This is a genomic window from Escherichia sp. KTE31 (assembly GCF_000407925.1).
GTDB lineage: Bacteria > Pseudomonadota > Gammaproteobacteria > Enterobacterales > Enterobacteriaceae > Escherichia > Escherichia ruysiae.
Genome location: NZ_KE136723.1, coordinates 430,004 through 452,104, shown reverse-complemented (window position 1 = coordinate 452,104; position 22,101 = coordinate 430,004). Strand labels below are relative to the sequence as shown.

18 protein-coding genes and 2 tRNA genes are annotated in these 22,101 nt (G+C 51.1%); 14 read left to right on the top strand and 6 right to left on the bottom strand.

The genetic code is table 11. The features are described from left to right. The first annotated feature begins 33 nt into the window (after nt 1-33). The 4 genes from nemA to WES_RS11260 all read left to right on the top strand — a co-directional run bounded on the left by nemA (nt 34) and on the right by WES_RS11260 (nt 7,075). Nucleotides 34-1,131 carry an N-ethylmaleimide reductase gene (gene nemA / locus WES_RS11245; RefSeq protein ID WP_016158203.1) on the top strand — a complete coding sequence of 366 codons (1,098 nt, stop codon included), beginning with the start codon at nt 34-36 and terminating at the stop codon, nt 1,129-1,131. 80 nt (nt 1,132-1,211) lie between these two features. Beyond that, nucleotides 1,212-1,619: a lactoylglutathione lyase gene (gloA, locus tag WES_RS11250; RefSeq protein WP_001237802.1), complete on the top strand. Its 408-nt coding sequence runs from the start codon at nt 1,212-1,214 to the stop codon at nt 1,617-1,619. A gap of 102 nt (nt 1,620-1,721) precedes the next feature. Continuing rightward, nucleotides 1,722-2,369, top strand: a complete 648-nt coding sequence (gene rnt / locus WES_RS11255; RefSeq protein ID WP_001282285.1) for a ribonuclease T — start codon at nt 1,722-1,724, stop codon at nt 2,367-2,369. Between the two features lie 92 nt (nt 2,370-2,461). Beyond that, entirely contained in the window at nt 2,462-7,075 is a 4,614-nt protein-coding gene (locus WES_RS11260) for an ATP-dependent helicase (RefSeq protein ID WP_016235199.1), read from the top strand. 49 nt (nt 7,076-7,124) lie between these two features. Here the strand turns inward: WES_RS11260 and grxD are convergent, their stop codons facing one another. Then, nucleotides 7,125-7,472, bottom strand: a complete 348-nt coding sequence (gene grxD / locus WES_RS11265; RefSeq protein ID WP_000108172.1) for a monothiol glutaredoxin 4 — start codon at nt 7,470-7,472, stop codon at nt 7,125-7,127. A 334-nt stretch (nt 7,473-7,806) separates the two neighbouring features. On the opposite strand from grxD, the gene mepH reads away from it, so the two are divergent. Both mepH and sodB read left to right on the top strand, forming a co-directional pair. After that, nucleotides 7,807-8,634 carry a peptidoglycan DD-endopeptidase MepH gene (gene mepH / locus WES_RS11270; protein WP_016235198.1) on the top strand — a complete coding sequence of 276 codons (828 nt, stop codon included), beginning with the start codon at nt 7,807-7,809 and terminating at the stop codon, nt 8,632-8,634. A 127-nt stretch (nt 8,635-8,761) separates the two neighbouring features. Beyond that, nucleotides 8,762-9,343, top strand: coding sequence for a superoxide dismutase [Fe] (sodB, locus tag WES_RS11275; protein WP_000007278.1), 582 nt, complete (start codon nt 8,762-8,764; stop codon nt 9,341-9,343). Between the two features lie 146 nt (nt 9,344-9,489). On the opposite strand, the gene WES_RS11280 is transcribed toward sodB, so the two are convergent. Together WES_RS11280 and cydH are read right to left on the bottom strand one after the other, a co-directional pair. Further along, nucleotides 9,490-10,659: an MFS transporter gene (locus WES_RS11280; RefSeq protein ID WP_000701067.1), complete on the bottom strand. Its 1,170-nt coding sequence runs from the start codon at nt 10,657-10,659 to the stop codon at nt 9,490-9,492. 165 nt (nt 10,660-10,824) lie between these two features. Next, entirely contained in the window at nt 10,825-10,914 is a 90-nt protein-coding gene (gene cydH / locus WES_RS11285; protein ID WP_000102278.1) for a cytochrome bd-I accessory subunit CydH, read from the bottom strand. 297 nt (nt 10,915-11,211) lie between these two features. Here cydH and purR point away from each other — a divergent pair, with 297 nt between their 5' ends. Next, nucleotides 11,212-12,237 carry an HTH-type transcriptional repressor PurR gene (purR, locus tag WES_RS11290; protein WP_000190978.1) on the top strand — a complete coding sequence of 342 codons (1,026 nt, stop codon included), beginning with the start codon at nt 11,212-11,214 and terminating at the stop codon, nt 12,235-12,237. Here purR and punR read toward each other — a convergent pair. Beyond that, a complete protein-coding gene (gene punR / locus WES_RS11295; RefSeq protein ID WP_000269488.1) occupies nt 12,234-13,166 on the bottom strand; it encodes a DNA-binding transcriptional activator PunR in 933 nt (310 codons plus the stop codon). The genes purR and punR overlap by 4 nt on opposite strands. A 112-nt stretch (nt 13,167-13,278) precedes the next feature. Here punR and punC point away from each other — a divergent pair, with 112 nt between their 5' ends. Continuing rightward, on the top strand, nt 13,279-14,490 hold the full coding sequence (gene punC / locus WES_RS11300) for a purine nucleoside transporter PunC (RefSeq protein ID WP_016158198.1): 1,212 nt from the start codon (nt 13,279-13,281) through the stop codon (nt 14,488-14,490). A 289-nt stretch (nt 14,491-14,779) separates the two neighbouring features. Next, on the top strand, nt 14,780-15,928 hold the full coding sequence (gene cfa / locus WES_RS11305) for a cyclopropane fatty acyl phospholipid synthase (RefSeq protein ID WP_000098915.1): 1,149 nt from the start codon (nt 14,780-14,782) through the stop codon (nt 15,926-15,928). Nucleotides 15,929-15,976: 48 nt separating this feature from the next. On the opposite strand, the gene WES_RS11310 is transcribed toward cfa, so the two are convergent. Further along, on the bottom strand, nt 15,977-16,603 hold the full coding sequence (locus tag WES_RS11310) for a riboflavin synthase (RefSeq protein ID WP_000493960.1): 627 nt from the start codon (nt 16,601-16,603) through the stop codon (nt 15,977-15,979). A gap of 215 nt (nt 16,604-16,818) precedes the next feature. On the opposite strand from WES_RS11310, the gene mdtK reads away from it, so the two are divergent. Continuing rightward, on the top strand, nt 16,819-18,192 hold the full coding sequence (gene mdtK / locus WES_RS11315; protein WP_001174971.1) for a multidrug efflux MATE transporter MdtK: 1,374 nt from the start codon (nt 16,819-16,821) through the stop codon (nt 18,190-18,192). A 38-nt stretch (nt 18,193-18,230) separates the two neighbouring features. Here the strand turns inward: mdtK and WES_RS11320 are convergent, their stop codons facing one another. After that, nucleotides 18,231-19,487 (bottom strand): AIDA repeat-containing protein, encoded by a 1,257-nt coding sequence (locus tag WES_RS11320; protein ID WP_016235197.1) that lies wholly within the window; start codon nt 19,485-19,487, stop codon nt 18,231-18,233. 307 nt (nt 19,488-19,794) lie between these two features. Here WES_RS11320 and WES_RS11325 point away from each other — a divergent pair. From WES_RS11325 to WES_RS11340, 4 genes are all read left to right on the top strand, one after another. Then, nucleotides 19,795-19,871: transfer RNA gene (locus WES_RS11325), tRNA-Val, on the top strand. 4 nt (nt 19,872-19,875) lie between these two features. Next, nucleotides 19,876-19,952, top strand: a tRNA-Val gene (locus tag WES_RS11330). Between the two features lie 110 nt (nt 19,953-20,062). After that, nucleotides 20,063-20,368 (top strand): monooxygenase, encoded by a 306-nt coding sequence (locus tag WES_RS11335; protein WP_016158195.1) that lies wholly within the window; start codon nt 20,063-20,065, stop codon nt 20,366-20,368. 125 nt (nt 20,369-20,493) lie between these two features. Beyond that, the gene (locus tag WES_RS11340) at nt 20,494-22,098 is read left to right on the top strand and encodes an FAD-NAD(P)-binding protein (RefSeq protein ID WP_016158194.1); all 1,605 of its coding nucleotides are present in this window, start codon (nt 20,494-20,496) and stop codon (nt 22,096-22,098) included. Nucleotides 22,099-22,101: the final 3 nt, after the last annotated feature.

Below are 22,101 nucleotides of genomic sequence, written 5' to 3'. Positions count from 1 at the left end.
CATTTTTTCATCACCAGACGACCGGGAGCCTTTATGTCATCTGAAAAACTGTATTCTCCACTAAAAGTGGGCGCGATCACGGTGGCAAACCGTATTTTTATGGCTCCTCTGACGCGTCTGCGCAGCATTGAACCGGGTGATATCCCTACTCCGTTGATGGCGGAATACTATCGCCAACGTGCCAGTGCCGGTTTGATTATTAGCGAAGCCACTCAAGTTTCCGCTCAGGCAAAAGGGTATGCGGGCGCACCTGGCATTCATAGCCCAGAGCAAATCGCAGCATGGAAAAAAATCACCGCTGGTGTTCATGCTGAAAATGGTCATATCGCCGTACAGCTTTGGCATACGGGGCGCATTTCTCACGCCAGCCTGCAACCTGGCGGCCAGGCTCCGGTAGCACCTTCGGCACTTAGTGCGGGAACCCGTACTTCTCTGCGCGATGAAAATGGTCAGGCGATCCGTGTCGAGACATCTATGCCGCGTGCACTGGAACTGGAAGAGATTCCGGGTATCGTCAATGATTTCCGCCAGGCCATCGCTAACGCCCGTGAAGCCGGTTTTGATCTGGTGGAGCTTCACTCCGCTCACGGGTATTTACTGCATCAGTTCCTGTCGCCTTCTTCAAACCATCGTACCGATCAGTACGGCGGTAGCGTGGAAAATCGCGCACGCCTGGTACTGGAAGTCGTTGATGCCGGAATAAAAGAATGGGGTGCCGATCGCATTGGCATTCGCGTTTCGCCAATCGGTACTTTCCAGAATACCGATAACGGCCCGAATGAAGAAGCCGATGCGCTGTATCTGATTGAACAACTGGGCAAACGCGGCATTGCTTATCTGCATATGTCAGAACCAGACTGGGCAGGCGGCAAACCATATACCGAGGCTTTCCGCGAAAAAGTACGCGCCCGTTTCCACGGTCCAATTATCGGGGCTGGTGCATATACGGTAGAAAAAGCAGAAACGCTGATCGGCAAAGGGTTAATTGATGCGGTGGCATTTGGTCGTGACTGGATTGCAAACCCGGATCTGGTCGCCCGCTTGCAGCGCAAAGCTGAGCTTAACCCACAGCGTGCCGAAAGTTTCTACGGTGGCGGCGCGGAAGGCTATACCGATTACCCTACGCTGTAATCCCACATTGCGAGCGGCGCAAACCCGCCGCTATACTAAAACAACATTTTGAATCTGTTAGCCATTTTGAGGATATAAAAATGCGTCTTCTTCACACCATGCTGCGCGTTGGCGATCTGCAACGCTCCATCGATTTTTATACCAACGTGCTGGGCATGAAACTGCTGCGTACCAGCGAAAACCCGGAATACAAATACTCACTGGCGTTTGTTGGCTACGGCCCGGAAACCGAAGAAGCGGTGATTGAACTGACCTACAACTGGGGCGTGGATAAATACGAACTCGGCACCGCTTATGGTCATATCGCCCTTAGCGTTGATAACGCCGCTGAAGCGTGCGAAAAAATCCGTCAGAACGGCGGTAACGTGACCCGTGAAGCCGGCCCGGTAAAAGGCGGCACTACGGTTATCGCATTTGTGGAAGATCCGGACGGTTATAAAATTGAATTGATCGAAGAGAAAGACGCCGGTCGCGGTCTGGGCAACTAATCTCCTGCCGGGCGTGCACTCATCACGCCCGCATCTTTACTGCATCAGCGGGTAATATTTGTCATAATGCGCGCTGCAATTTTTCCGTATTAAGAGAATCAGATGTCCGATAACGCTCAACTTACCGGTCTGTGCGACCGTTTTCGTGGTTTTTATCCTGTTGTGATCGATGTTGAAACAGCCGGATTTAACGCCAAAACCGATGCGCTGCTTGAGATTGCCGCCATCACCCTGAAAATGGATGAACAAGGCTGGCTGATGCCGGACACCACATTACATTTCCACGTCGAGCCGTTTGTCGGCGCTAATTTGCAACCAGAAGCCCTCGCCTTCAACGGCATTGACCCGAACGATCCCGATCGTGGCGCGGTCAGTGAATACGAGGCGCTGCATGAGATTTTCAAAGTTGTACGTAAAGGCATTAAAGCGAGCGGCTGTAACCGCGCCATTATGGTGGCGCACAACGCCAATTTTGATCATAGCTTTATGATGGCCGCCGCAGAACGCGCCTCGCTGAAACGTAACCCGTTCCACCCTTTCGCCACTTTTGACACTGCTGCACTGGCCGGGCTGGCGCTCGGACAAACCGTATTATCAAAAGCCTGCCAGACCGCTGGCATGGAGTTTGATAGCACTCAGGCGCACTCCGCGCTGTACGATACCGAGCGCACCGCCGTGCTGTTTTGTGAAATCGTCAACCGCTGGAAACGTCTGGGAGGCTGGCCGCTGCCTGCCGCCGAAGAGGTGTAATCGAGTCGATGCCTGATGACATGCAATGATTCAGGCATCTATAGTGAGGCTATTCCACGCATCATGCATGATATTCACGGGGAATAGCGTTAATGGCAGATAATCCAAACCTTTCATCGCCCCTGCCGGACGAGTTTTCACCGGCGACCCGCGACTGGTTTCTTCGCGCCTTTAAACAGCCGACCGCTGTCCAGTCGCAAACCTGGCATGTGGCGGCGCGAGGCAAACATGCGCTGGTGATTGCACCGACTGGCTCCGGGAAAACGCTGGCAGCATTTCTCTACGCCCTCGATCGGCTCTTCCGCGAAGGCGGATACAACGCCAGCGAGGCGCATAAGCGTAAAACCTCGCGCATCCTCTATATTTCACCGATTAAAGCCTTAGGCACCGACGTTCAGCGCAATTTACAGATCCCGTTACAGGGCATTGCGGATGAGCGGCGGCGGCGTGGCGAAACGGAAGTCAACATTCGTGTGGGTATCCGCACTGGCGATACGCCCGCACAGGAACGCAGCAAACTGACCCGTAATCCGCCGGATATTCTGATCACCACGCCCGAATCACTCTACCTGATGCTGACCTCCCGCGCGCGAGAGACGCTGCGCGGCGTCGAAACGGTGATTATTGATGAGGTCCATGCCGTGGCAGACAGCAAACGTGGCGCACATCTGGCACTGAGCCTGGAGCGACTCGATGCGTTGCTAAACACCTCTGCACAACGAATTGGTCTTTCCGCCACCGTGCGCTCGGTCAGCGATGTGGCGGAATTTCTGGGTGGCGATCGCCCGGTTACGATAGTCAACCCTCCCGCAATGCGCCATCCGCAGATCCGTATTGTCGTTCCTGTCGCCAATATGGATGATGTCTCATCGGTCGCCATCGGCACCGGAGAAGAGGGCCACGCAGGCAGAGAGGGATCAATCTGGCCATATATTGAAACCGGCATTCTTGATGAAGTGTTGCGCCATCGCTCAACCATTGTTTTCACCAATTCTCGCGGACTGGCGGAAAAACTGACGGCACGACTGAATGAGCTTTACGCCGCACGATTACAGCGTGCCCCGACTATCGCCGTTGATGCGGCAAATTTTGAGTCTACCTCTGGCGCAACCTCTAACCGCGTGCAAAGTGGCGACGTTTTTATTGCTCGTTCGCATCACGGTTCCGTCTCTAAAGAACAACGAGCAATCACCGAACAGGCGCTGAAATCGGGCGAATTACGCTGCGTGGTCTCCACTTCCAGTCTTGAGCTGGGGATTGATATGGGCGCGGTGGATCTGGTGATTCAGGTGGCGACGCCGCTCTCTGTCGCCAGCGGGTTACAACGCATTGGGCGCGCCGGACACCAGGTTGGAGGCATCTCCAAAGGGCTTTTTTTCCCCCGTACCCGGCGTGACTTAGTCGATTCCGCAGTTATTGTGGAGTGTATGTTCGCTGGCAAGCTGGAAAGCCTGACACCAACGCATAATCCACTCGACGTTCTGGCGCAGCAAACTGTTGCCGCTGCGGCGATGGACGCCTTACAGGTTGATGAGTGGTACGCCCGCGTGCGCCGTGCCGCACCGTGGAAAGATCTGCCGAGGCGCGTTTTTGACGCCACGCTGGATATGCTTTCCGGGCGCTATCCTTCTGGTGATTTTTCCACTTTTCGCCCAAAACTTATCTGGAATCGGGAAAGTGGAATATTAACTGCGCGTCCTGGCGCCCAACTTTTGGCGGTGACCAGCGGTGGCACCATTCCGGATCGTGGCATGTACAGCGTGTTATTGCCGGCAGGTAAAGAACAGGCAGGATCTCGTCGGGTAGGAGAACTGGATGAAGAGATGGTGTATGAATCGCGGGTGAATGACATTATCACCCTCGGGGCTACCTCCTGGCGGATCCAGCAAATCACCCGCGATCAGGTGATTGTGACGCCTGCGCCCGGACGCTCCGCCAGACTTCCCTTCTGGCGCGGTGAAGGTAGCGGACGTCCCGCTGAATTAGGCGAGATGATCGGCGATTTTCTCCATTTGCTGGCGGATGGCGCGTTCTTTTCCGCGAATATCCCTCCGTGGCTGGCGGAAGAAAATACGCTCGCCAATATTAAGGGGCTGATTGACGAGCAGCGAAACGCAACGGGCGTTGTCCCCGGAAGCCGTCACCTGGTTCTCGAACGCTGCCGTGATGAAATTGGCGACTGGCGTATTATTTTGCACTCTCCCTATGGGAGACGGGTGCATGAACCCTGGGCGCTGGCGATTGCCGGGCGAATACATGCGCTATGGGGCGCAGACGCCTCAGTCGTTGCCAGTGATGACGGCATTGTTGCGCGCATTCCTGACACCGATGGCAAATTGCCTGATGCTGCCATTTTCTTGTTTGAGCCGGAAAAGTTGCTGCAAATTGTCCGTGAAGCGGTGGGCAGCTCGGCGCTTTTTGCTGCCCGTTTTCGTGAATGCGCCGCGCGGGCATTGCTGATGCCTGGTCGCACGCCGGGGCATCGCACGCCACTGTGGCAACAACGACTACGGGCCAGCCAGTTGCTGGAAATCGCCCAGGGTTATCCTGATTTTCCAGTCATTCTCGAAACCCTGCGCGAATGCCTGCAAGATGTTTATGATCTTCCCGCGCTGGAACGTTTGATGCGTCGCCTGAACGGTGGCGAAATACAAATCTCCGATGTAACGACCGCTACGCCCTCGCCTTTCGCCGCCAGTTTATTGTTCGGCTATGTCGCAGAGTTTATGTACCAGAGCGACGCCCCGCTGGCAGAGCGCCGGGCGTCCGTACTGTCGCTGGACAGCGAGCTGTTGCGCAATCTACTCGGTCAGGTCGATCCGGGGGAATTACTCGACCCGCAGGTCATTCGCCAGGTGGAAGAAGAGTTACAGCGGCTGGCGGCTGGCAGAAAAGCGAAAGGTGAAGAAGGTTTGTTTGACCTGCTACGCGAACTGGGGCCAATGACGTTTGTAGATCTGGTACAACGGCATACAGGCAGCGGTGAAGAGATTGAGGCGTATGTGGAAAATCTTCTCGCAGCAAAACGAATCTTCCTGGCAATGATTAGCAGACAGGAGCGTCTTGCCTGTATGGATGATGCCGCCAGGCTGCGCGATGCCCTCGGCGTACGATTACCAGAGTCACTGCCAGAGATTTATTTGCATAGAGTCAGTTACCCGCTTCGCGACCTCTTTCTACGCTATCTCCGGGCTCATGCTCTGGTCACGGCTGAACAACTGGCTCATGAGTTTAGTCTCGGTATTGCCATTGTCGAAGAGCAGCTTCAGCAACTGCGCGAACAGGGGCTGGTGATGAATCTGCAACAAGACATCTGGGTGAGCGATGAAGTATTTCGTCGTCTGCGTTTGCGCTCGCTGCAGGCTGCCAGAGAAGCGACGCGTCCAGTTCCGTCTACAGTCTATGCGCGATTGCTGCTGGAACGTCAGGGCTTGTTACCCGCCACCGATGGCAGCCCGGCGCTCTTTGCCACAACGTCTACAGGCGTTTATGAGGGTGTGGATGGCGTCATGCGGGTTATCGAACAACTTGCCGGTGTTGGTTTACCCGCCTCACTCTGGGAAAGCCAGATCCTGCCAGCCCGCGTGCGCGACTATTCGCCAGAAATGCTTGATGAACTGCTGGCAACCGGCGCAGTTATCTGGTCGGGGCAAAAAAAACTGGGCGATGATGACGGTCTGGTGGCTCTGCATTTGCAGGAATATGCCGCAGAATCGTTAACACCAGTAGAAAATGATCACGCGAAACGTTCAGCGATTCAGCAAGCAATTATCGCGGTTCTGGCTGATGGTGGTGCCTGGTTTGCGCAACAAATCGGTCAACGGGTAGGCGAGAAAATCGGTCAACCGGTAGATGCGTCGCCCCTGCAAGAAGCTTTATGGGAGCTGGTCTGGCAAGGCGTCATTACCAGCGATATTTGGGCACCGTTACGCGCCCTCGCCCGCAGCAGTACCAGCGCGCGCGCCTCAGCTCGCCACAGCCACCGGGCTCGGCGTGGACGTCCTGCCTATACGTTGCCCATCTCGCCGCTGGTATCTTACAACACGCCGAAACTGGCTGGGCGCTGGTCGTTATTACAGGTGGAGCCATTGAACGATACCGAAAGGATGCTGGCGCTGGCGGAAAATATGCTCGACCGCTACGGCATCGTCAGTCGTCAGGCGGTGATAGCCGAGAATATCCCTGGCGGGTTTCCATCAATGCAAACGCTTTGTCGCAGCATGGAAGATTCAGGGCGAATTATGCGTGGTCGTTTTGTTGAAGGTCTGGGCGGCGCGCAATTTGCTGATCGCCTGACTATTGACCGATTGCGCGATCTCGCCGCCGCCAGCCAACCGCAGCAATTCACGCCAGTGGCGCTCTCTGCCAACGATCCGGCTAATGTGTGGGGAAATATCCTGCCCTGGCCTGCACATCCGGCAACGCTGGTGCCAACGCGTCGTGCGGGTGCGCTGGTGGTCATTTCCGGCGGCAAATTGTTGCTCTATCTGGCGCAAGGTGGCAAAAAAATGCTGGTCTGGCAGGAAAAAGAGGAATTACTCGCGCCAGAGGTTTTCCAGGCGCTGACCACCGCGCTGCGTCGCGAACCACGGCTGCGCTTTACGCTGACAGAAGTAAATGATCAACCCGTCCGGCAAACGCCGATGTTTACGCTGCTGCGTGATGCGGGATTTTCAAGTTCACCACAAGGGCTGGATTGGAGATAGAAAAGGACTGACGGATGCTTGTTTGCATCCGTCAGTATTGCAGGACGGATTACTCCGCGTCCGGCTCTTCAGACTTGTATTTAGCGGCAGTTTCTTTGATCAGCTGCTGCAGTTCGCCGCGCTGATACATTTCGATCACGATATCACAGCCGCCTACCAGTTCGCCGTCAACCCACAGTTGCGGGAAAGTCGGCCAGTTAGCGTATTTCGGCAGTTCCGCACGAATGTCCGGATTCTGCAGGATATCAACATAGGCAAAACGTTCGCCACATGCGGCAAGCGCCTGGACTGCCTGGGCAGAGAAACCGCAGCTCGGCAGTTTCGGTGAACCTTTCATGTACAGCAGGATCGGGTTTTCAGCAATCTGGCGTTGGATTTTTTCGATAGTGGTGCTCATTGTCTTGCTTCCTCAAACTTCTTTACGGCAGTAATCTGACATTGTAGCGGGTCAGTGCGGCAACGGAAAATAACATTTTCATCACGCTTTTGCTATTTTATCCCTTTGCTCTAAATGTTGCATTTCAAATATTCTTTTCTTCTCTGGCACGCAACAACGTGGTGTTTTTATAACCATTTTTAGCTTTGCCTGCTGCATTTTTTTGCGCTCGCCGACGAAACGTATTTTTTAACAATAAAAGCTATTAACTTTCTCTTCTTCTATGCATTAGAATCATCAAGTTTTGTAAATCAGACGCAGGCATGATAGACCTGCCTTAACAGAGGGACGCTCAGTGGCGCGGATAAACCGTATTTCGATCACGCTCTGTGCTTTACTTTTTACCACCCTACCTTTAACGCCTATGGCCCATGCTTCAAAGCAAGCCAGGGAGAGTTCTGCTACCACTCACATCACCAAAAAAGCAGATAAAAAGAAAAGCACGGCAACCACCAAAAAGACCAATAAAGCCAGCCAGAAAACAGCGAAAAAAGCCGCCAGTAAAAGTACTACTAAAAATAAAACCGCTTCTTCCGTTAAAAAATCCTCCATTACTGCTTCTAAAAACGCCAAAACTCGCAGCAAACAAGCCGTCAATAAAACGGCGTCAGCCAGCTTTACGGAAAAGTGCACCAAACGTAAAGGCTATAAGTCGCGTTGCGTGAAAGTCAAAAATGCTACACAGGGAACCATCGCCGACGCGCATAAAGCCAAAATACAGAAAGCCACAAAAGTGGCTATGAATAAGCTGATGCAGCAAATTGGCAAACCATATCGCTGGGGCGGCAGCTCACCGCGTACCGGTTTTGATTGCAGCGGGCTGGTTTATTATGCGTATAAAGATCTGGTGAAGATCCGTATTCCACGTACGGCTAACGAAATGTATCACTTGCGTGATGCCGCGCCGATCGATCGCAGCGAACTGAAAAACGGCGACCTAGTTTTCTTCCGCACTCAGGGGCGCGGAACCGCCGATCACGTTGGCGTGTATGTCGGCAACGGCAAATTTATTCAGTCACCACGCAGTGGTCAGGAAATTAAAATCACTTCGTTAAGTGAAGATTACTGGCAACGCCACTATGTTGGTGCTCGTCGGGTGATGACCCCAAAAACACTTCGCTAAAACTTTACCCTGTTGTTACGGCAACAGGGTAAGTTCATCTTTTGTATCACCTTTTAATTTGCTACCCTATCCATACGCACAATAAGGCTATTGTACGTATGCCAATTAATAATAAAGGAGAGTAGCAATGTCATTTGAATTACCTGCACTACCATATGCTAAAGATGCTCTGGCACCGCACATTTCTGCGGAAACTATCGAGTATCACTACGGCAAACATCATCAAACTTATGTCACTAATCTGAACAACCTGATCAAAGGTACTGCGTTTGAAGGTAAATCACTGGAAGAGATTATTCGCAGCTCTGAAGGTGGTGTATTCAACAACGCTGCTCAGGTCTGGAACCACACTTTCTACTGGAACTGCCTGGCGCCGAACGCGGGTGGCGAACCTACTGGTGAACTGGCTGAAGCTATCGCCGCTTCTTTTGGCAGCTTTGCTGATTTCAAAGCTCAGTTTACTGATGCTGCGATCAAAAACTTTGGTTCTGGCTGGACCTGGCTGGTGAAAAACAGCGATGGCAAACTGGCTATCGTTTCCACCTCTAACGCGGGTACTCCACTGACCACCGATGCAACTCCACTGCTGACCGTTGATGTCTGGGAACACGCTTATTACATCGACTATCGCAATGCACGTCCGGGTTATCTGGAGCACTTCTGGGCGTTGGTAAACTGGGAATTCGTAGCGAAAAATCTCGCCGCATAATCACTGATGGCAAATGCAGCATTGCCTGATGCGCTACGCTTATCAGGCCTACGTGGATGAGGCGTTAACACCACATCCGGCAAGATAAATCGCACTTTGCCTGCAAACTGTAACGCAGAAGGTTAGCCTTCTGCGTTTTTGTTTTATTAGCTGTTGGCAACGCAAACTGCTTCAGGTTGTTTTCTGGCTGACATAAACACCAGCAACAATGCCAGTCCCGCGACAATCGCCCCCATCACCGGCACAAAACTGTATCCCAGACCACCGGAAATCACTGCACCACCGGCTGCGGCACCCAGCGCATTTCCAAGGTTAAAGGCACCAATATTTACTGATGAAGACAAACCCGGAGCTTCGCTGGCGACACGCATCACACGCATCTGCAACGGCGGTACGACCGCAAAGGTTGCCGCGCCCCACACCACCATGCTGATTGCCGCGCCAAACTCATTTCGTGCCAGGAACGGGATCGCCAGCATAATCACCATCAACAGCAGCAAAAAGCCTTTCAGCGTACCATTGACCGAACGATCTGCCAGTTTACCGCCGAGATAGTTACCGATAGAGAACCCAACGCCAATCAGCACCAGCATTGCCGTCACGAACACCGGCGTTGCGTGAGTGATACTTTGCAGTACCGGAGAAATATAGGTGTAGAGGGTGAACATTGCACCAGCGCCCAGCACCGTCGTCAGCAATGCAGACAGCACCTGCGGACGCATCAGTACCGCCAGCTCTTTTTTCACTTCAGGCCGCGCTCCTGCGCCACCTTTTGGTAACGAGAAGAACAGGCTCACCATTGAAATCACACCCAGCCCCGCCGTTGCCAGAAATGACATACGCCAGCCAATAGTTTCCCCAAGCCAGGTTGCCGCCGGAACGCCACCGATATTCGCCAGGGTTAAGCCCATAAACATAGTGGCAACTGCGCTGGCCTGTTTATGTTTTGGCACCACGCTTGCTGCCACGACAGACCCCAGGCCAAAAAACGCCCCGTGATTCAGACTGGTTAAAATGCGTGAAAGCATCAGCGTCATATAATCCGGTGCGATGGCAGAAAGTACGTTACCGAGGGTGAAAATCGCCATCAGGAAAATCAGCGCACTGCGGCGGGCACGATGAGAAAGCAGAAGCGTCATCAATGGCGCGCCAACCATCACGCCAACCGCATAGGCGCTGATTAACATTCCGGCAACTGGAATCGAGACATCCACACCACGCGCAATAACGGGCAACAAGCCCATTGGCGAGAATTCCGTTGTCCCGATACCAAACGCGCCAATTGCCAGCGCCAGCAACGGATAGTTAATTTTCATGCCTAATCTCCACCTCTTCGCGTCATCACGCGATGTTCATCAAAGTGGCGAAAGCATGACATCAATCACAAAAGAATGAAAATAACAAAAAGAGAAAACACTTTTGCCAATTTGCTAACAAAGAGGAAGGAGATGTGAGGGAGAACGCGCTCCCTCGAGGGGAAATCAGTGCAGCGCGGCAGTCAAACCCACGGCCACGATCAAACCAAGAACGATAATGGTTGTTACCAGTGAAAATTTAAGGTCGGTGCTCATCAAGTTTTCTCCTTTTTATTACCCCACAAAAAGTGATATTACGCATTTTTACATACTGTGATGAAAAAATCTCCCGCCATTTATAATGATAAGTGTTTTTACTACTTCCCCTTTTCATCAAGATCGGCCAAAATTCCACGCTTACATTATTTGCGTACTGGCCATTGACCCCTTCCTGACGCTCTGTGTCATTTTCCCGGCGTACCGCAACACTTTTGTTGTGCGTAAGGTGTGTAAAGGCAAACGTTTACCTTGCGATTTTGCAGGAGCTGAAGTTAGGGTCTGGAGTGAAATGGAATGGCAACAATAAAAGATGTAGCGAAGCGAGCAAACGTTTCCACTACAACTGTGTCACACGTAATCAACAAAACACGTTTTGTCGCTGAAGAAACGCGCAATGCCGTGTGGGCAGCGATCAAAGAATTACACTACTCCCCTAGCGCGGTGGCGCGTAGCCTGAAGGTCAACCACACCAAGTCTATCGGTTTGCTGGCGACCAGCAGCGAAGCGGCCTATTTCGCCGAGATCATTGAAGCGGTAGAAAAAAATTGCTTCCAGAAAGGCTACACGCTGATTCTGGGCAATGCGTGGAACAATCTTGAGAAACAGCGGGCTTATCTGTCGATGATGGCGCAAAAACGCGTCGATGGCCTGCTGGTGATGTGTTCTGAGTATCCGGAACCGTTGCTGGCGATGCTGGAAGAGTATCGCCATATCCCGATGGTGGTGATGGACTGGGGTGAAGCAAAAGCAGACTTTACCGATGCGGTTATAGATAACGCTTTTGAAGGCGGTTACATGGCCGGGCGCTATTTGATTGAACGCGGTCACCGCGAAATCGGCGTTATTCCTGGTCCTCTGGAGCGTAACACCGGTGCTGGCCGTCTGGCGGGCTTTATGAAAGCGATGGAAGAAGCCATGATCAAGGTGCCGGAAAACTGGATTGTGCAAGGTGACTTTGAGCCTGAATCAGGTTATCGCGCCATGCAGCAAATCCTGTCGCAACCGCACAGACCTACCGCAGTCTTCTGTGGCGGCGATATTATGGCAATGGGCGCGCTCTGTGCCGCTGATGAAATGGGTCTGCGCGTCCCGCAGGATGTTTCGCTGATCGGTTATGATAACGTGCGCAATGCTCGCTACTTTACCCCGGCACTGACCACTATCCATCAGCCAAAAGATTCGCTGGGTGAAACGGCGTTCAATATGCTGTTGGATCGTATCGTCAACAAACGCGAAGAACCGCAGTCAATTGAAGTTCATCCACGGTTGATTGAACGTCGCTCCGTGGCTGATGGCCCGTTCCGCGACTATCGTCGTTAATCATCCGTTGCGGGAGTCTCTTCAGGCTCCCGCAGCCACTCCTTATTCAGCGTCTCACTATCGCCGAGATACTCAAGCAACCAGGTTAAAGCAGGCGACATATCATTCTGCTGCCAGGTCAGACAACATGCTGAATCAGGGAATGGATTTTCCAGTTCTAGTGCTACCCACTTCCCCTCATTAAGCCACGGTTTGGCGAAATGTGTCGGCACCATACCGATGCATAACCCGGCCGAAATACACGTTGCCGATGATTCCCAGTCCGGTACAACCAGGCGCTTTTGGTTATCCAGTAGCCAGGTAATACGTTTGGGTAGCGTCCGTGAGGTGTCTTCGCGCACCAGTGACGGCCAGTTGCGCAATGTATCATCGCTGAATGGTCCATTCATTGACACAAGCGGATGATGGCGGGCAACAACACAGCTCCAGCTCAGCATCCCCATATCACGGAAGGCATAACGACCGCCCACCGGAATCGCTCGTGTCGCGCCAATCGCCAGTTCCACGCGCCCGTCAGAAAGCGCATCCCAGACACCGTTGAATACTTCCTGAAATACCAGAAGTTCAACGTCATCAAAATGGCGATAGAAATCAACGATCATCTGCCGTGTACGTTCTGGCCTGACGATATTATCCACCGCAATGGCTAACTGACCGCGCCAGCCGTTCGCAATCTGCTGACATTGCTGGCGAGTGATCTGCATTTTTTTGACAACAGAGCGCCCTTCTTTGAGAAACCACGCCCCGGCAGCGGTCAGTTCCACATCACGATGACGCCGTTCAAAAAGCGGCACCGCCAGCCACTCTTCCAGCTGACGCACGGTATAGCTGACCGCTGAAGGAACGCGATGCAACTCCTGAGCCGCAGCACTAAAACTGCCATTACGCGCCACCGCATCAACCACTTCGAGAGAATACTCAGACCACATAGTTTGCCTGCAAAATTTTTGAAACCAGTCATCAAATATTACCGTTTCACAACAGGAATTTCACTCCCTACACTTTGCGACGGTGTTTAATTGAGAAATTTAGAGAATATACATGCAACCTGGGAAAAGATTTTTAGTCTGGCTGGCGGGTTTGAGCGTACTCGGTTTTCTGGCAACCGATATGTATCTGCCCGCTTTCGCCGCCATTCAGGCCGATTTGCAAACGCCTGCGTCTGCTGTCAGTGCCAGCCTTAGTCTGTTCCTTGCCGGTTTTGCCGCAGCCCAACTTCTGTGGGGGCCGCTCTCCGACCGTTATGGTCGTAAACCGGTATTATTAATCGGCCTGACAATTTTTGCGTTAGGTAGTCTGGGGATGTTATGGGTGGATAACGCCATCACTCTGCTGGTATTACGGTTTGTGCAAGCGGTTGGTGTCTGTGCCGCCGCAGTTATCTGGCAGGCGTTGGTGACGGATTACTATCCTTCACAAAAAGTGAATCGTATTTTCGCCACTATCATGCCATTAGTGGGACTCTCTCCTGCCCTTGCTCCTCTTTTAGGTAGCTGGCTGCTGGTTCATTTTTCCTGGCAGGCGATTTTCGCGACCTTATTTGCCATTACCGTGGTGCTTATTCTGCCCATTTTCTGGCTTAAACCTACGACTAAAGCACGTAACGACAGTCAGGATGGACTGACCTTTACCGATCTGCTGCGTTCAAAAACCTATCGCGGCAACGTGCTGATTTATGCGGCCTGTTCAGCCAGTTTCTTTGCCTGGCTGACCGGTTCACCGTTCATCCTTAGCGAGATGGGCTACAGCCCGGCAGTCATTGGTTTAAGTTATGTACCACAAACCATCGCGTTTCTGATTGGTGGTTATGGCTGTCGCGCAGCATTGCAGAAATGGCAAGGCAAACAATTATTACCGTGGCTGCTGGCGCTGTTTGCTGTCAGCGTCGTGGCGACCTGGGCTGCTGGCTTCATTAGCCATGTTTCGCTGGTCGAAATTCTGGTCCCATTCTGTGTGATGGCTATTGCCAACGGCGCAATCTACCCGATTGTTGTCGCGCAGGCGCTGCGCCCCTTCCCACATGCGACCGGCCGCGCCGCAGCATTGCAGAACACACTGCAACTGGGACTGTGCTTCCTCGCAAGCCTTGTGGTTTCCTGGCTCATCAGCGTTAGCACACCACTGCTCACCACCACCTGCGTGATGTTATCGACCGTGGTACTGGCTTCTCTGGGTTACATGATGCAACGTTGTGAAGAACCTGGTTGCCAGAATCATGGCAATGCCGAAGTCGCTCATAGCGAATCACATTGATCTATATCGACATCTTTATACTTAGGCTGCTAACAAAATTTTGTTGTATGATTGAAATTAGCGGCCTATACTAATTTCCAGTTGTTAAGATTACGATAAATATTATGTTTTTACGGGGACAGGAGCGTTCCCGGATTGCTATGGATGGTCATTTCGGCAAGGGTTCCTCCTTTCCCTCTGTTCTACGTCGGATTATAGACTCGCGGATTTTCTGCGAGATTTCTCACAAAGCCCAAAAAGCGTCTACGCTGTTTTAAGGTTCTGATCACCGACCAGTGATGGAGAAACTATGAGTTCATCGTGTATAGAAGAAGTCAGCGTACCGGATGACAACTGGTACAGAATCGCCAACGAATTACTTAGCCGCGCCGGTATAGCCATCAACGGTTCTGCCCCGGCGGATATTCGTGTTAAAAACCCCGATTTTTTTAAACGCGTTCTACAGGAAGGTTCGTTGGGGTTAGGCGAAAGTTATATGGATGGCTGGTGGGAATGTGAACGACTGGATATGTTTTTTAGCAAAGTCTTACGCGCAGGTCTCGAAAACCAACTCCCCCATCATTTCAAAGACACTCTGCGCATCGCTGGCGCTCGTCTCTTCAATCTGCAGAGTAAAAAACGTGCCTGGATAGTTGGCAAAGAGCATTACGATCTGGGTAATGACCTGTTCAGCCGTATGCTTGATCCCTTCATGCAATATTCCTGCGCTTACTGGAAAGATGCCGATAATCTGGAATCTGCCCAACAAGCGAAGCTTAAAATGATCTGCGAAAAATTGCAGTTGAAGCCAGGGATGCGTGTGCTGGATATTGGCTGCGGTTGGGGCGGACTGGCGCACTACATGGCGTCTAACTATGACGTAAGCGTGGTAGGTGTCACCATTTCTGCTGAACAGCAGAAAATGGCTCAGGATCGCTGTGAAGGTCTGGATGTCACCATTTTGCTGCAAGATTACCGTGACCTGAACGATCAATTTGACCGCATTGTTTCAGTGGGAATGTTCGAACACGTCGGGCCGAAAAATTACAACACCTATTTTGAGGTGGTGGATCGCAATCTGAAACCGGAAGGTATTTTCCTGTTACATACTATCGGCTCGAAAAAAACCGATCTGAATGTTGATCCATGGATTAATAAATATATTTTCCCGAACGGTTGTCTGCCCTCTGTACGCCAGATCGCTCAATCCAGCGAACCACACTTTGTGATGGAAGACTGGCATAACTTTGGCGCCGATTACGATACCACGCTGATGGCCTGGTATGAGCGATTCCTCGCCGCATGGCCGGAAATTGCGGATAATTACAGTGAACGCTTTAAACGGATGTTTACCTATTATCTGAATGCTTGCGCTGGTGCTTTCCGCGCCCGTGATATTCAGCTCTGGCAAGTGGTGTTCTCTCGAGGAGTCGAAAACGGCCTTCGGGTTGCACGCTAAATGTTATTCTATCGCCCCCGTTTGGGGGCGATATCATATTTCAGTCCGTTATTGATTCTGCGCCTTTTCCCGCATCGCCAGCACACGTTCTACCGTATCTACCACTGCCTGAGTTTGTGGATCGATTTCAATATTGACGCGCGCTCCGAGTTTTTTCTTACCGAGAGTGGTACGTTCCAGCGTTTCTGGAATTAAATGTACGCAGAAACGTGTTGACGTTACTTCGCCCACGGTCAGGCTAATACCGTCGATTCCGATAAATCCTTTGTACAGGATATATTTCATCAACTGACTATCCTGCACTTTAAACCAGATCTGGCGATTATTTTCAGAGGTTAATATTTTCGCTACTTCAGCGGTGGTCATAATATGACCCGACATTAAATGTCCGCCAATTTCATCACTGAATTTAGCCGCACGCTCTACGTTTACCCAATCCCCAACCTGTAAATCACCAAGATTAGTAATGCGTAACGTCTCTTTCATCAGATCAAAACTGATATGGTTACCGTTGATTTCCGTCACGGTCAGGCAACAACCGTTGTGTGCCACAGACGCACCGGTCTCCAGACCATCCAGCATATAGTCAGGTAACTCAACCACATGAGTACGAAAATTTGGTTTCTCGTCAATCGACACCAGTTTTGCAGTGCCCTGCACTATCCCCGTAAACATACTTACAACTCCTGAAATCAGTTAAGGCATTCTGTTCAGCACAATAGCAGGTGGGAAACACCCTTACCAGTAAAGGGGGCTGAATGGTTATTTTTTCACTGGAGAATTAATAAATCCTCGCTACAATAGACTGAATTTCCCCTGCTTCTTCTTTTTGCTGCCCATTCAGGCGGCTTTTTAGTCTCTCATATAACAACAATATAAAAGGTGTTCACGTGCAGAAGTATATCAGTGAAGCGCGTCTGTTATTAGCATTAGCAATCCCGGTGATTCTCGCGCAAATCGCCCAAACAGCGATGGGTTTTGTCGATACTGTCATGGCGGGCGGCTATAGCGCCACCGACATGGCGGCGGTCGCCATTGGTACATCTATCTGGCTCCCGGCTATTCTTTTCGGTCACGGACTGCTGCTTGCGTTGACGCCAGTGATTGCGCAATTGAATGGTTCTGGTCGCCGTGAACGCATAGCGCATCAGGTACGACAAGGTTTCTGGCTAGCCGGCTTTGTCTCAGTGCTCATTATGGTGGTTCTGTGGAATGCGGGTTATATCATCCGCTCCATGCAAAATATCGATCCGGCACTCGCCGATAAAGCGGTAGGTTACCTGCGTGCACTGCTGTGGGGTGCTCCGGGCTATCTGTTCTTCCAGGTCGCGCGTAACCAGTGTGAAGGTCTGGCAAAAACCAAACCTGGGATGGTGATGGGTTTTATTGGCCTGCTGGTGAACATTCCGGTTAACTATATCTTTATTTATGGTCATTTCGGAATGCCTGAACTCGGTGGCGTCGGTTGTGGTGTAGCGACGGCGGCTGTGTATTGGGTGATGTTCCTCGCCATGGTTTCTTATATTAAACATGCCCGTTCCATGCGCGATATCCGCAACGAAAAAGGCACCGCTAAACCCGATCCTGCCGCATTGAAACGGCTGGTGCAGCTTGGTCTACCTATCGCGCTGGCGTTGTTCTTTGAAGTGACACTGTTTGCTGTAGTGGCGCTGTTGGTATCTCCACTCGGTATTATCGATGTGGCAGGCCACCAGATTGCACTGAACTTCAGTTCGTTGATGTTCGTTCTTCCAATGTCGCTGGCCGCAGCGGTAACCATCCGTGTTGGTTATCGTCTGGGTCAGGGCTCAACGCTGGATGCACAAACAGCCGCGCGAACAGGGCTTATGGTTGGCGTTTGTATGGCGACTCTGACCGCAATTTTCACGGTTTCACTACGGGAGCAGATTGCCCTGCTGTATAACGATAATCCTGAGGTCGTAACGCTGGCGGCACATTTGATGTTGCTGGCGGCGGTGTATCAGATTTCTGACTCCATACAGGTTATCGGCAGTGGGATTTTGCGTGGTTATAAAGATACGCGGTCGATTTTTTATATTACCTTTACGGCGTATTGGGTATTAGGCTTGCCGAGCGGCTACATTCTGGCGCTGACCGATCTGGTGGTTGAGCCAATGGGGCCAGCAGGTTTCTGGATCGGCTTTATTATTGGCCTGACTTCTGCCGCTATTATGATGATGCTGCGTATGCGTTTCCTGCAACGTCTGCCATCAGCTATCATTCTGCAACGAGCAGCTCGCTAAAAAACAAGGCGCAACCTTCACAGATTGCGCCTTAGTTTTTATTCGGGCTGGAGCGTTGCGCCAATCCTGTCTTCGTCAGGTTGCAGTTTAAGCACACTGCAAATTGGTAGCCGACTGGCATCCGTTATCTCAACGAGAATACTGCCACTAACTTCCCCTTTCACACTGATGAAGTCAGGCGAAATTTCTTTCGCGCTGGTTTGCAGGCAAATCGTTCCCTCTCCGCGCAGTCGTTTCACTTTCAGTTGCACATGTGTGGCTGCTGCCGTGATCAGCCAAACTTTTCCGCCATCAAGGTTTAATTCACCAACACGAAAAGTGACATTGTCACCTTTTACCGTACTGCCATCGAGGATCATCACGCCCCCCGGCTGTACCGTAACCGTTGACTGTTGTAAATCAGCACCGTAACCAATAATCAAAGAGCTACCTTCTTGTACGGCAACGCTCCCCATCAGTTCAACTGGCGCACAATCCTCTTCCACGACAAATTTATCGTCCGCGCTGGTGGGAGACATGACAATCATCGAGCCACCTTTCAGCAGTGCATTTTCCAGCGTACCAGCATGAATTTCAGCACGGCCTCCGGCATTAACCGCCAAATCCTTTGTCTTACCGGAGCTATAGAGCTGTAGACCGTCTGTCCCAAGGCGATAAACGGCTTCGTTCTCAACGAGGGTATGAATATCTTCTCCGCCTATGTTATTCATGGCCCCGCCCGCAAGCGTCGTATCGCAGGCTTTCCCCGCCAGCATAAAGACTCCGCCCTGGTTAATTGCGCTGTTGAAAGCTTCTCCACCAGGGTAAACCAGCAATTCACCGCCATCATCCACTATTGCAGATGAAGTCGTCCCGTTGACCAATAAACCACCAGCCTGATCGAGAATAATTTTTTCTGCCCGATGGCCTTCCAGTACGCGCAGGTTACCGCCATTCTCCAGTAACAAACCGCAGGCGTAGCCCTGATCAACGCTAAATTCTCCTTCTGGATGGCGGCCATTAACAGTAGCGAGCGTTGAGAGGCTAATTGCTCCACCGTCGGACTGAATGATGTCTGTGGCAATTGCACCGTCACCGACTGATAACGTGCCATTGTTGCCGTACTGTGTGCCTCTGACGATCCCACCAGTTTCCACTTTCAGCCAGCCCGCATCTGTCACTACGGTGTTTTCAGCTCTTCCGCCTGTCTCAACGAGCAACTCACCGTCAGTGAGTTGAGTCGCGCTAATGACCTCGCCGGTCTTAACAATTTGCACTTTCCCGTCGCTCATCAAGTTTTTTGCATCAGATCCCATGATTTATTCCTTTGCTGCATCTGTGTGCCCTTATCGCTACCTAAGTGTAAAGGCTACGGAGGATTTATCCACGATAGAATTGATTTGCTGGGAAACGACTGGATTTATATCCTGATGCGCGAGATAGTGGGTTGTGTCAGATGTGAAAATGACTCTGACCAAAAATCACCCTTGCAAATCAACAAAATATAGCCAATTTGCTTAAAAGCTCTGCAAACGGTCGAAATACCGCAGAAAATTACGCTTTGCCTCTTGCCACCTTCCCACTCTGCCGCTAATATTCGTCCCCGTTGTCACCTACAACGTTGCGTTCATAGCTCAGTTGGTTAGAGCACCACCTTGACATGGTGGGGGTCGTTGGTTCGAGTCCAATTGAACGCACCATCCTGCGTCCGTAGCTCAGTTGGTTAGAGCACCACCTTGACATGGTGGGGGTCGGTGGTTCGAGTCCACTCGGACGCACCAGATTTTTTAGTCTGGTCTCCTCTCTCCTTGTATTCCCTTGTTTCTTCTCTGTATCCAACACATTAAAAAATTTATACTATTTTGTATGTGTTATCAGAAGGAGAATCGCTATGGCGACTTTGTTACAGCTTCACTTTGCATTTAATAGCCCCTTTGGCGATGAAATGGCCGAACAGCTTAAATCGCTTGCCGAGTCGATTAATCAGGAACCTGGTTTTCTGTGGAAAGTGTGGACAGAAAGTGAAAAGAACCGCGAAGCTGGTGGCATCTATCTTTTTACTGATGAAAAAAGTGCCCTTGCCTATCTGGATAAACATACTGCCCGTCTGAAGAACCTCGGCGTTGCAGAAGTTATCGCCAAAGTTTTCGATGTCAATGAACCATTAAGTAAAATCAATCAGGCAAAACTCGCCTGACAAGTCTCCGTGAAGGGCGGTTGGCGCCCTTTTCATCCCTGTCTGAAATTTCTCATTTTCTAAAGATTTCAACCAAACTTATCTGATAACACTAAATTCAAAAGAATACATACAGGTAAGTAATAATGAAAAAAATCGCCATTGTGGGTGCGGGGCCAACAGGGATCTACACTCTCTTCTCGCTATTACAGCAACCAACGCCACTTTCTATTTCCATCTTCGAACAGGCTAACGAGGCCGGTGTCGGGATGCCGTACAACGACGAAGAAAACTCTAAATTAATGCTGGCAAATATTGCCAGCATTGAAATACCAACGATTTATTGTACTTATCTGGAATGGTTACAAAAACAAGATGCCAGCCATCTACAACGTTACGGCGTTAAAAAGGAAACACTGCACGATCGTCAGTTTTTACCGCGAATTCTGTTGGGAGAATATTTCCGCGATCGATTTTTACGATTAGTAGATCAGGCGCGACAGCAAAAATTTGAAGTGGCTGTTTATGAATCATGCCAGGTTACCGATCTGCAAATTACAAATGCTGGCGTGATGCTTGCTACAAATCAGGATTTACCCACAGAGACGTTTGATTTAGCGGTAATAGCCACCGGTCACGTCTGGCCTGATGAAGAAGAGGCAACCCGAACGTATTTTCCCAGCCCGTGGTCGGGCCTGATGGAAGCAAAGGTCGATGCCTGTAACGTGGGCATTATGGGAACATCCTTGAGCGGACTGGATGCGGCAATGGCAGTGGCTATTCAGCATGGTTCGTTTATTGAAGAAGATAAACAACGAGTTAGCTTTCAACGCGATAGCAACAGTGAAAATCTGCACATTACGTTGATGTCGCGCACGGGCATTTTACCGGAAGCCGATTTCTATTGCCCCATCCCCTACGAACCGTTACGCATCGCCACAGAACAGGCCTTAAATACAGAAATAGAAAAAGGTGCGGAAGGCCTGTTGGATCGGGTATTCAAATTGATACAGCAAGAAATTAATTCTGTCGATCCAGACTGGAGCCAACGCATAGCGTTAGAACGCCTCAATGTCGATACCTTTGCGCAAACCTGGTTTGCCGAGCGTAAACAGCATGACCCTTTTGGCTGGGCGGAAGAAAACTTAGCCGAAGTCGAGCAAAATAAACGGCAAAAACATACCGTCCCCTGGCGTTATGTCATTCTGCGTTTGCATGAAGCTGTACAGGAAATTGTGCCGCATCTGAATGAACACGACCATAAGCGATTCAGTAAAGGTCTTGCCAGAGTCTTTATCGATAATTATGCGGCAATCCCTTCAGAATCTATAAGACGATTACTGGCCTTACGCGAAGCGGGGATCATTCATATTCTCGCCCTCGGTGAGGACTACGAGATGGAAAACAACGAAACGCGCACAATTCTGAAAACAGCGGATAACAGCTACTCGTTTGATGTTTTTATTGATGCCCGAGGTCAACGTCCACTCAAAGTGAAAGATATTCCTTTCCCTGGGCTACGCGAACAATTGCAGAAAACAGGCGAGGAAATCCCTGATGTTGGTGAAGATTATACGCTACAGCAACCTGAAGAAGTTCGTGGTCGCGTGGCGTTCGGTGCTTTACCCTGGCTGATGCACAACCGGCCTTTCGTCCAGGGACTTACGGCTTGTGCAGACATTGGCGAGGCTATGGCGCAGGCCATCGTAAAACCTGCATCCCGTGCACGTCGGCGTCTTTCGGTTGATTAAAGA

Bases quoted from the DNA above. Each gene is read 5' to 3' on its own strand.
- sodB (WP_000007278.1), top strand. From the start codon at position 8,762: ATGTCATTTGAATTACCTGCACTACCATATGCTAAAGATGCTCTGGCA.
- rnt (WP_001282285.1), top strand. From the start codon at position 1,722: ATGTCCGATAACGCTCAACTTACCGGTCTGTGCGACCGTTTTCGTGGT.
- WES_RS11320 (WP_016235197.1), bottom strand. From the start codon at position 19,487: ATGGGATCTGATGCAAAAAACTTGATGAGCGACGGGAAAGTGCAAATT.
- nemA (WP_016158203.1), top strand. From the start codon at position 34: ATGTCATCTGAAAAACTGTATTCTCCACTAAAAGTGGGCGCGATCACG.
- WES_RS11335 (WP_016158195.1), top strand. From the start codon at position 20,063: ATGGCGACTTTGTTACAGCTTCACTTTGCATTTAATAGCCCCTTTGGC.
- punC (WP_016158198.1), top strand. From the start codon at position 13,279: ATGCAACCTGGGAAAAGATTTTTAGTCTGGCTGGCGGGTTTGAGCGTA.
- grxD (WP_000108172.1), bottom strand. From the start codon at position 7,472: ATGAGCACCACTATCGAAAAAATCCAACGCCAGATTGCTGAAAACCCG.
- WES_RS11310 (WP_000493960.1), bottom strand. From the start codon at position 16,603: ATGTTTACGGGGATAGTGCAGGGCACTGCAAAACTGGTGTCGATTGAC.
- cfa (WP_000098915.1), top strand. From the start codon at position 14,780: ATGAGTTCATCGTGTATAGAAGAAGTCAGCGTACCGGATGACAACTGG.
- WES_RS11280 (WP_000701067.1), bottom strand. From the start codon at position 10,659: ATGAAAATTAACTATCCGTTGCTGGCGCTGGCAATTGGCGCGTTTGGT.
- gloA (WP_001237802.1), top strand. From the start codon at position 1,212: ATGCGTCTTCTTCACACCATGCTGCGCGTTGGCGATCTGCAACGCTCC.
- WES_RS11340 (WP_016158194.1), top strand. From the start codon at position 20,494: ATGAAAAAAATCGCCATTGTGGGTGCGGGGCCAACAGGGATCTACACT.
- cydH (WP_000102278.1), bottom strand. From the start codon at position 10,914: ATGAGCACCGACCTTAAATTTTCACTGGTAACAACCATTATCGTTCTT.
- purR (WP_000190978.1), top strand. From the start codon at position 11,212: ATGGCAACAATAAAAGATGTAGCGAAGCGAGCAAACGTTTCCACTACA.
- WES_RS11260 (WP_016235199.1), top strand. From the start codon at position 2,462: ATGGCAGATAATCCAAACCTTTCATCGCCCCTGCCGGACGAGTTTTCA.
- punR (WP_000269488.1), bottom strand. From the start codon at position 13,166: ATGTGGTCTGAGTATTCTCTCGAAGTGGTTGATGCGGTGGCGCGTAAT.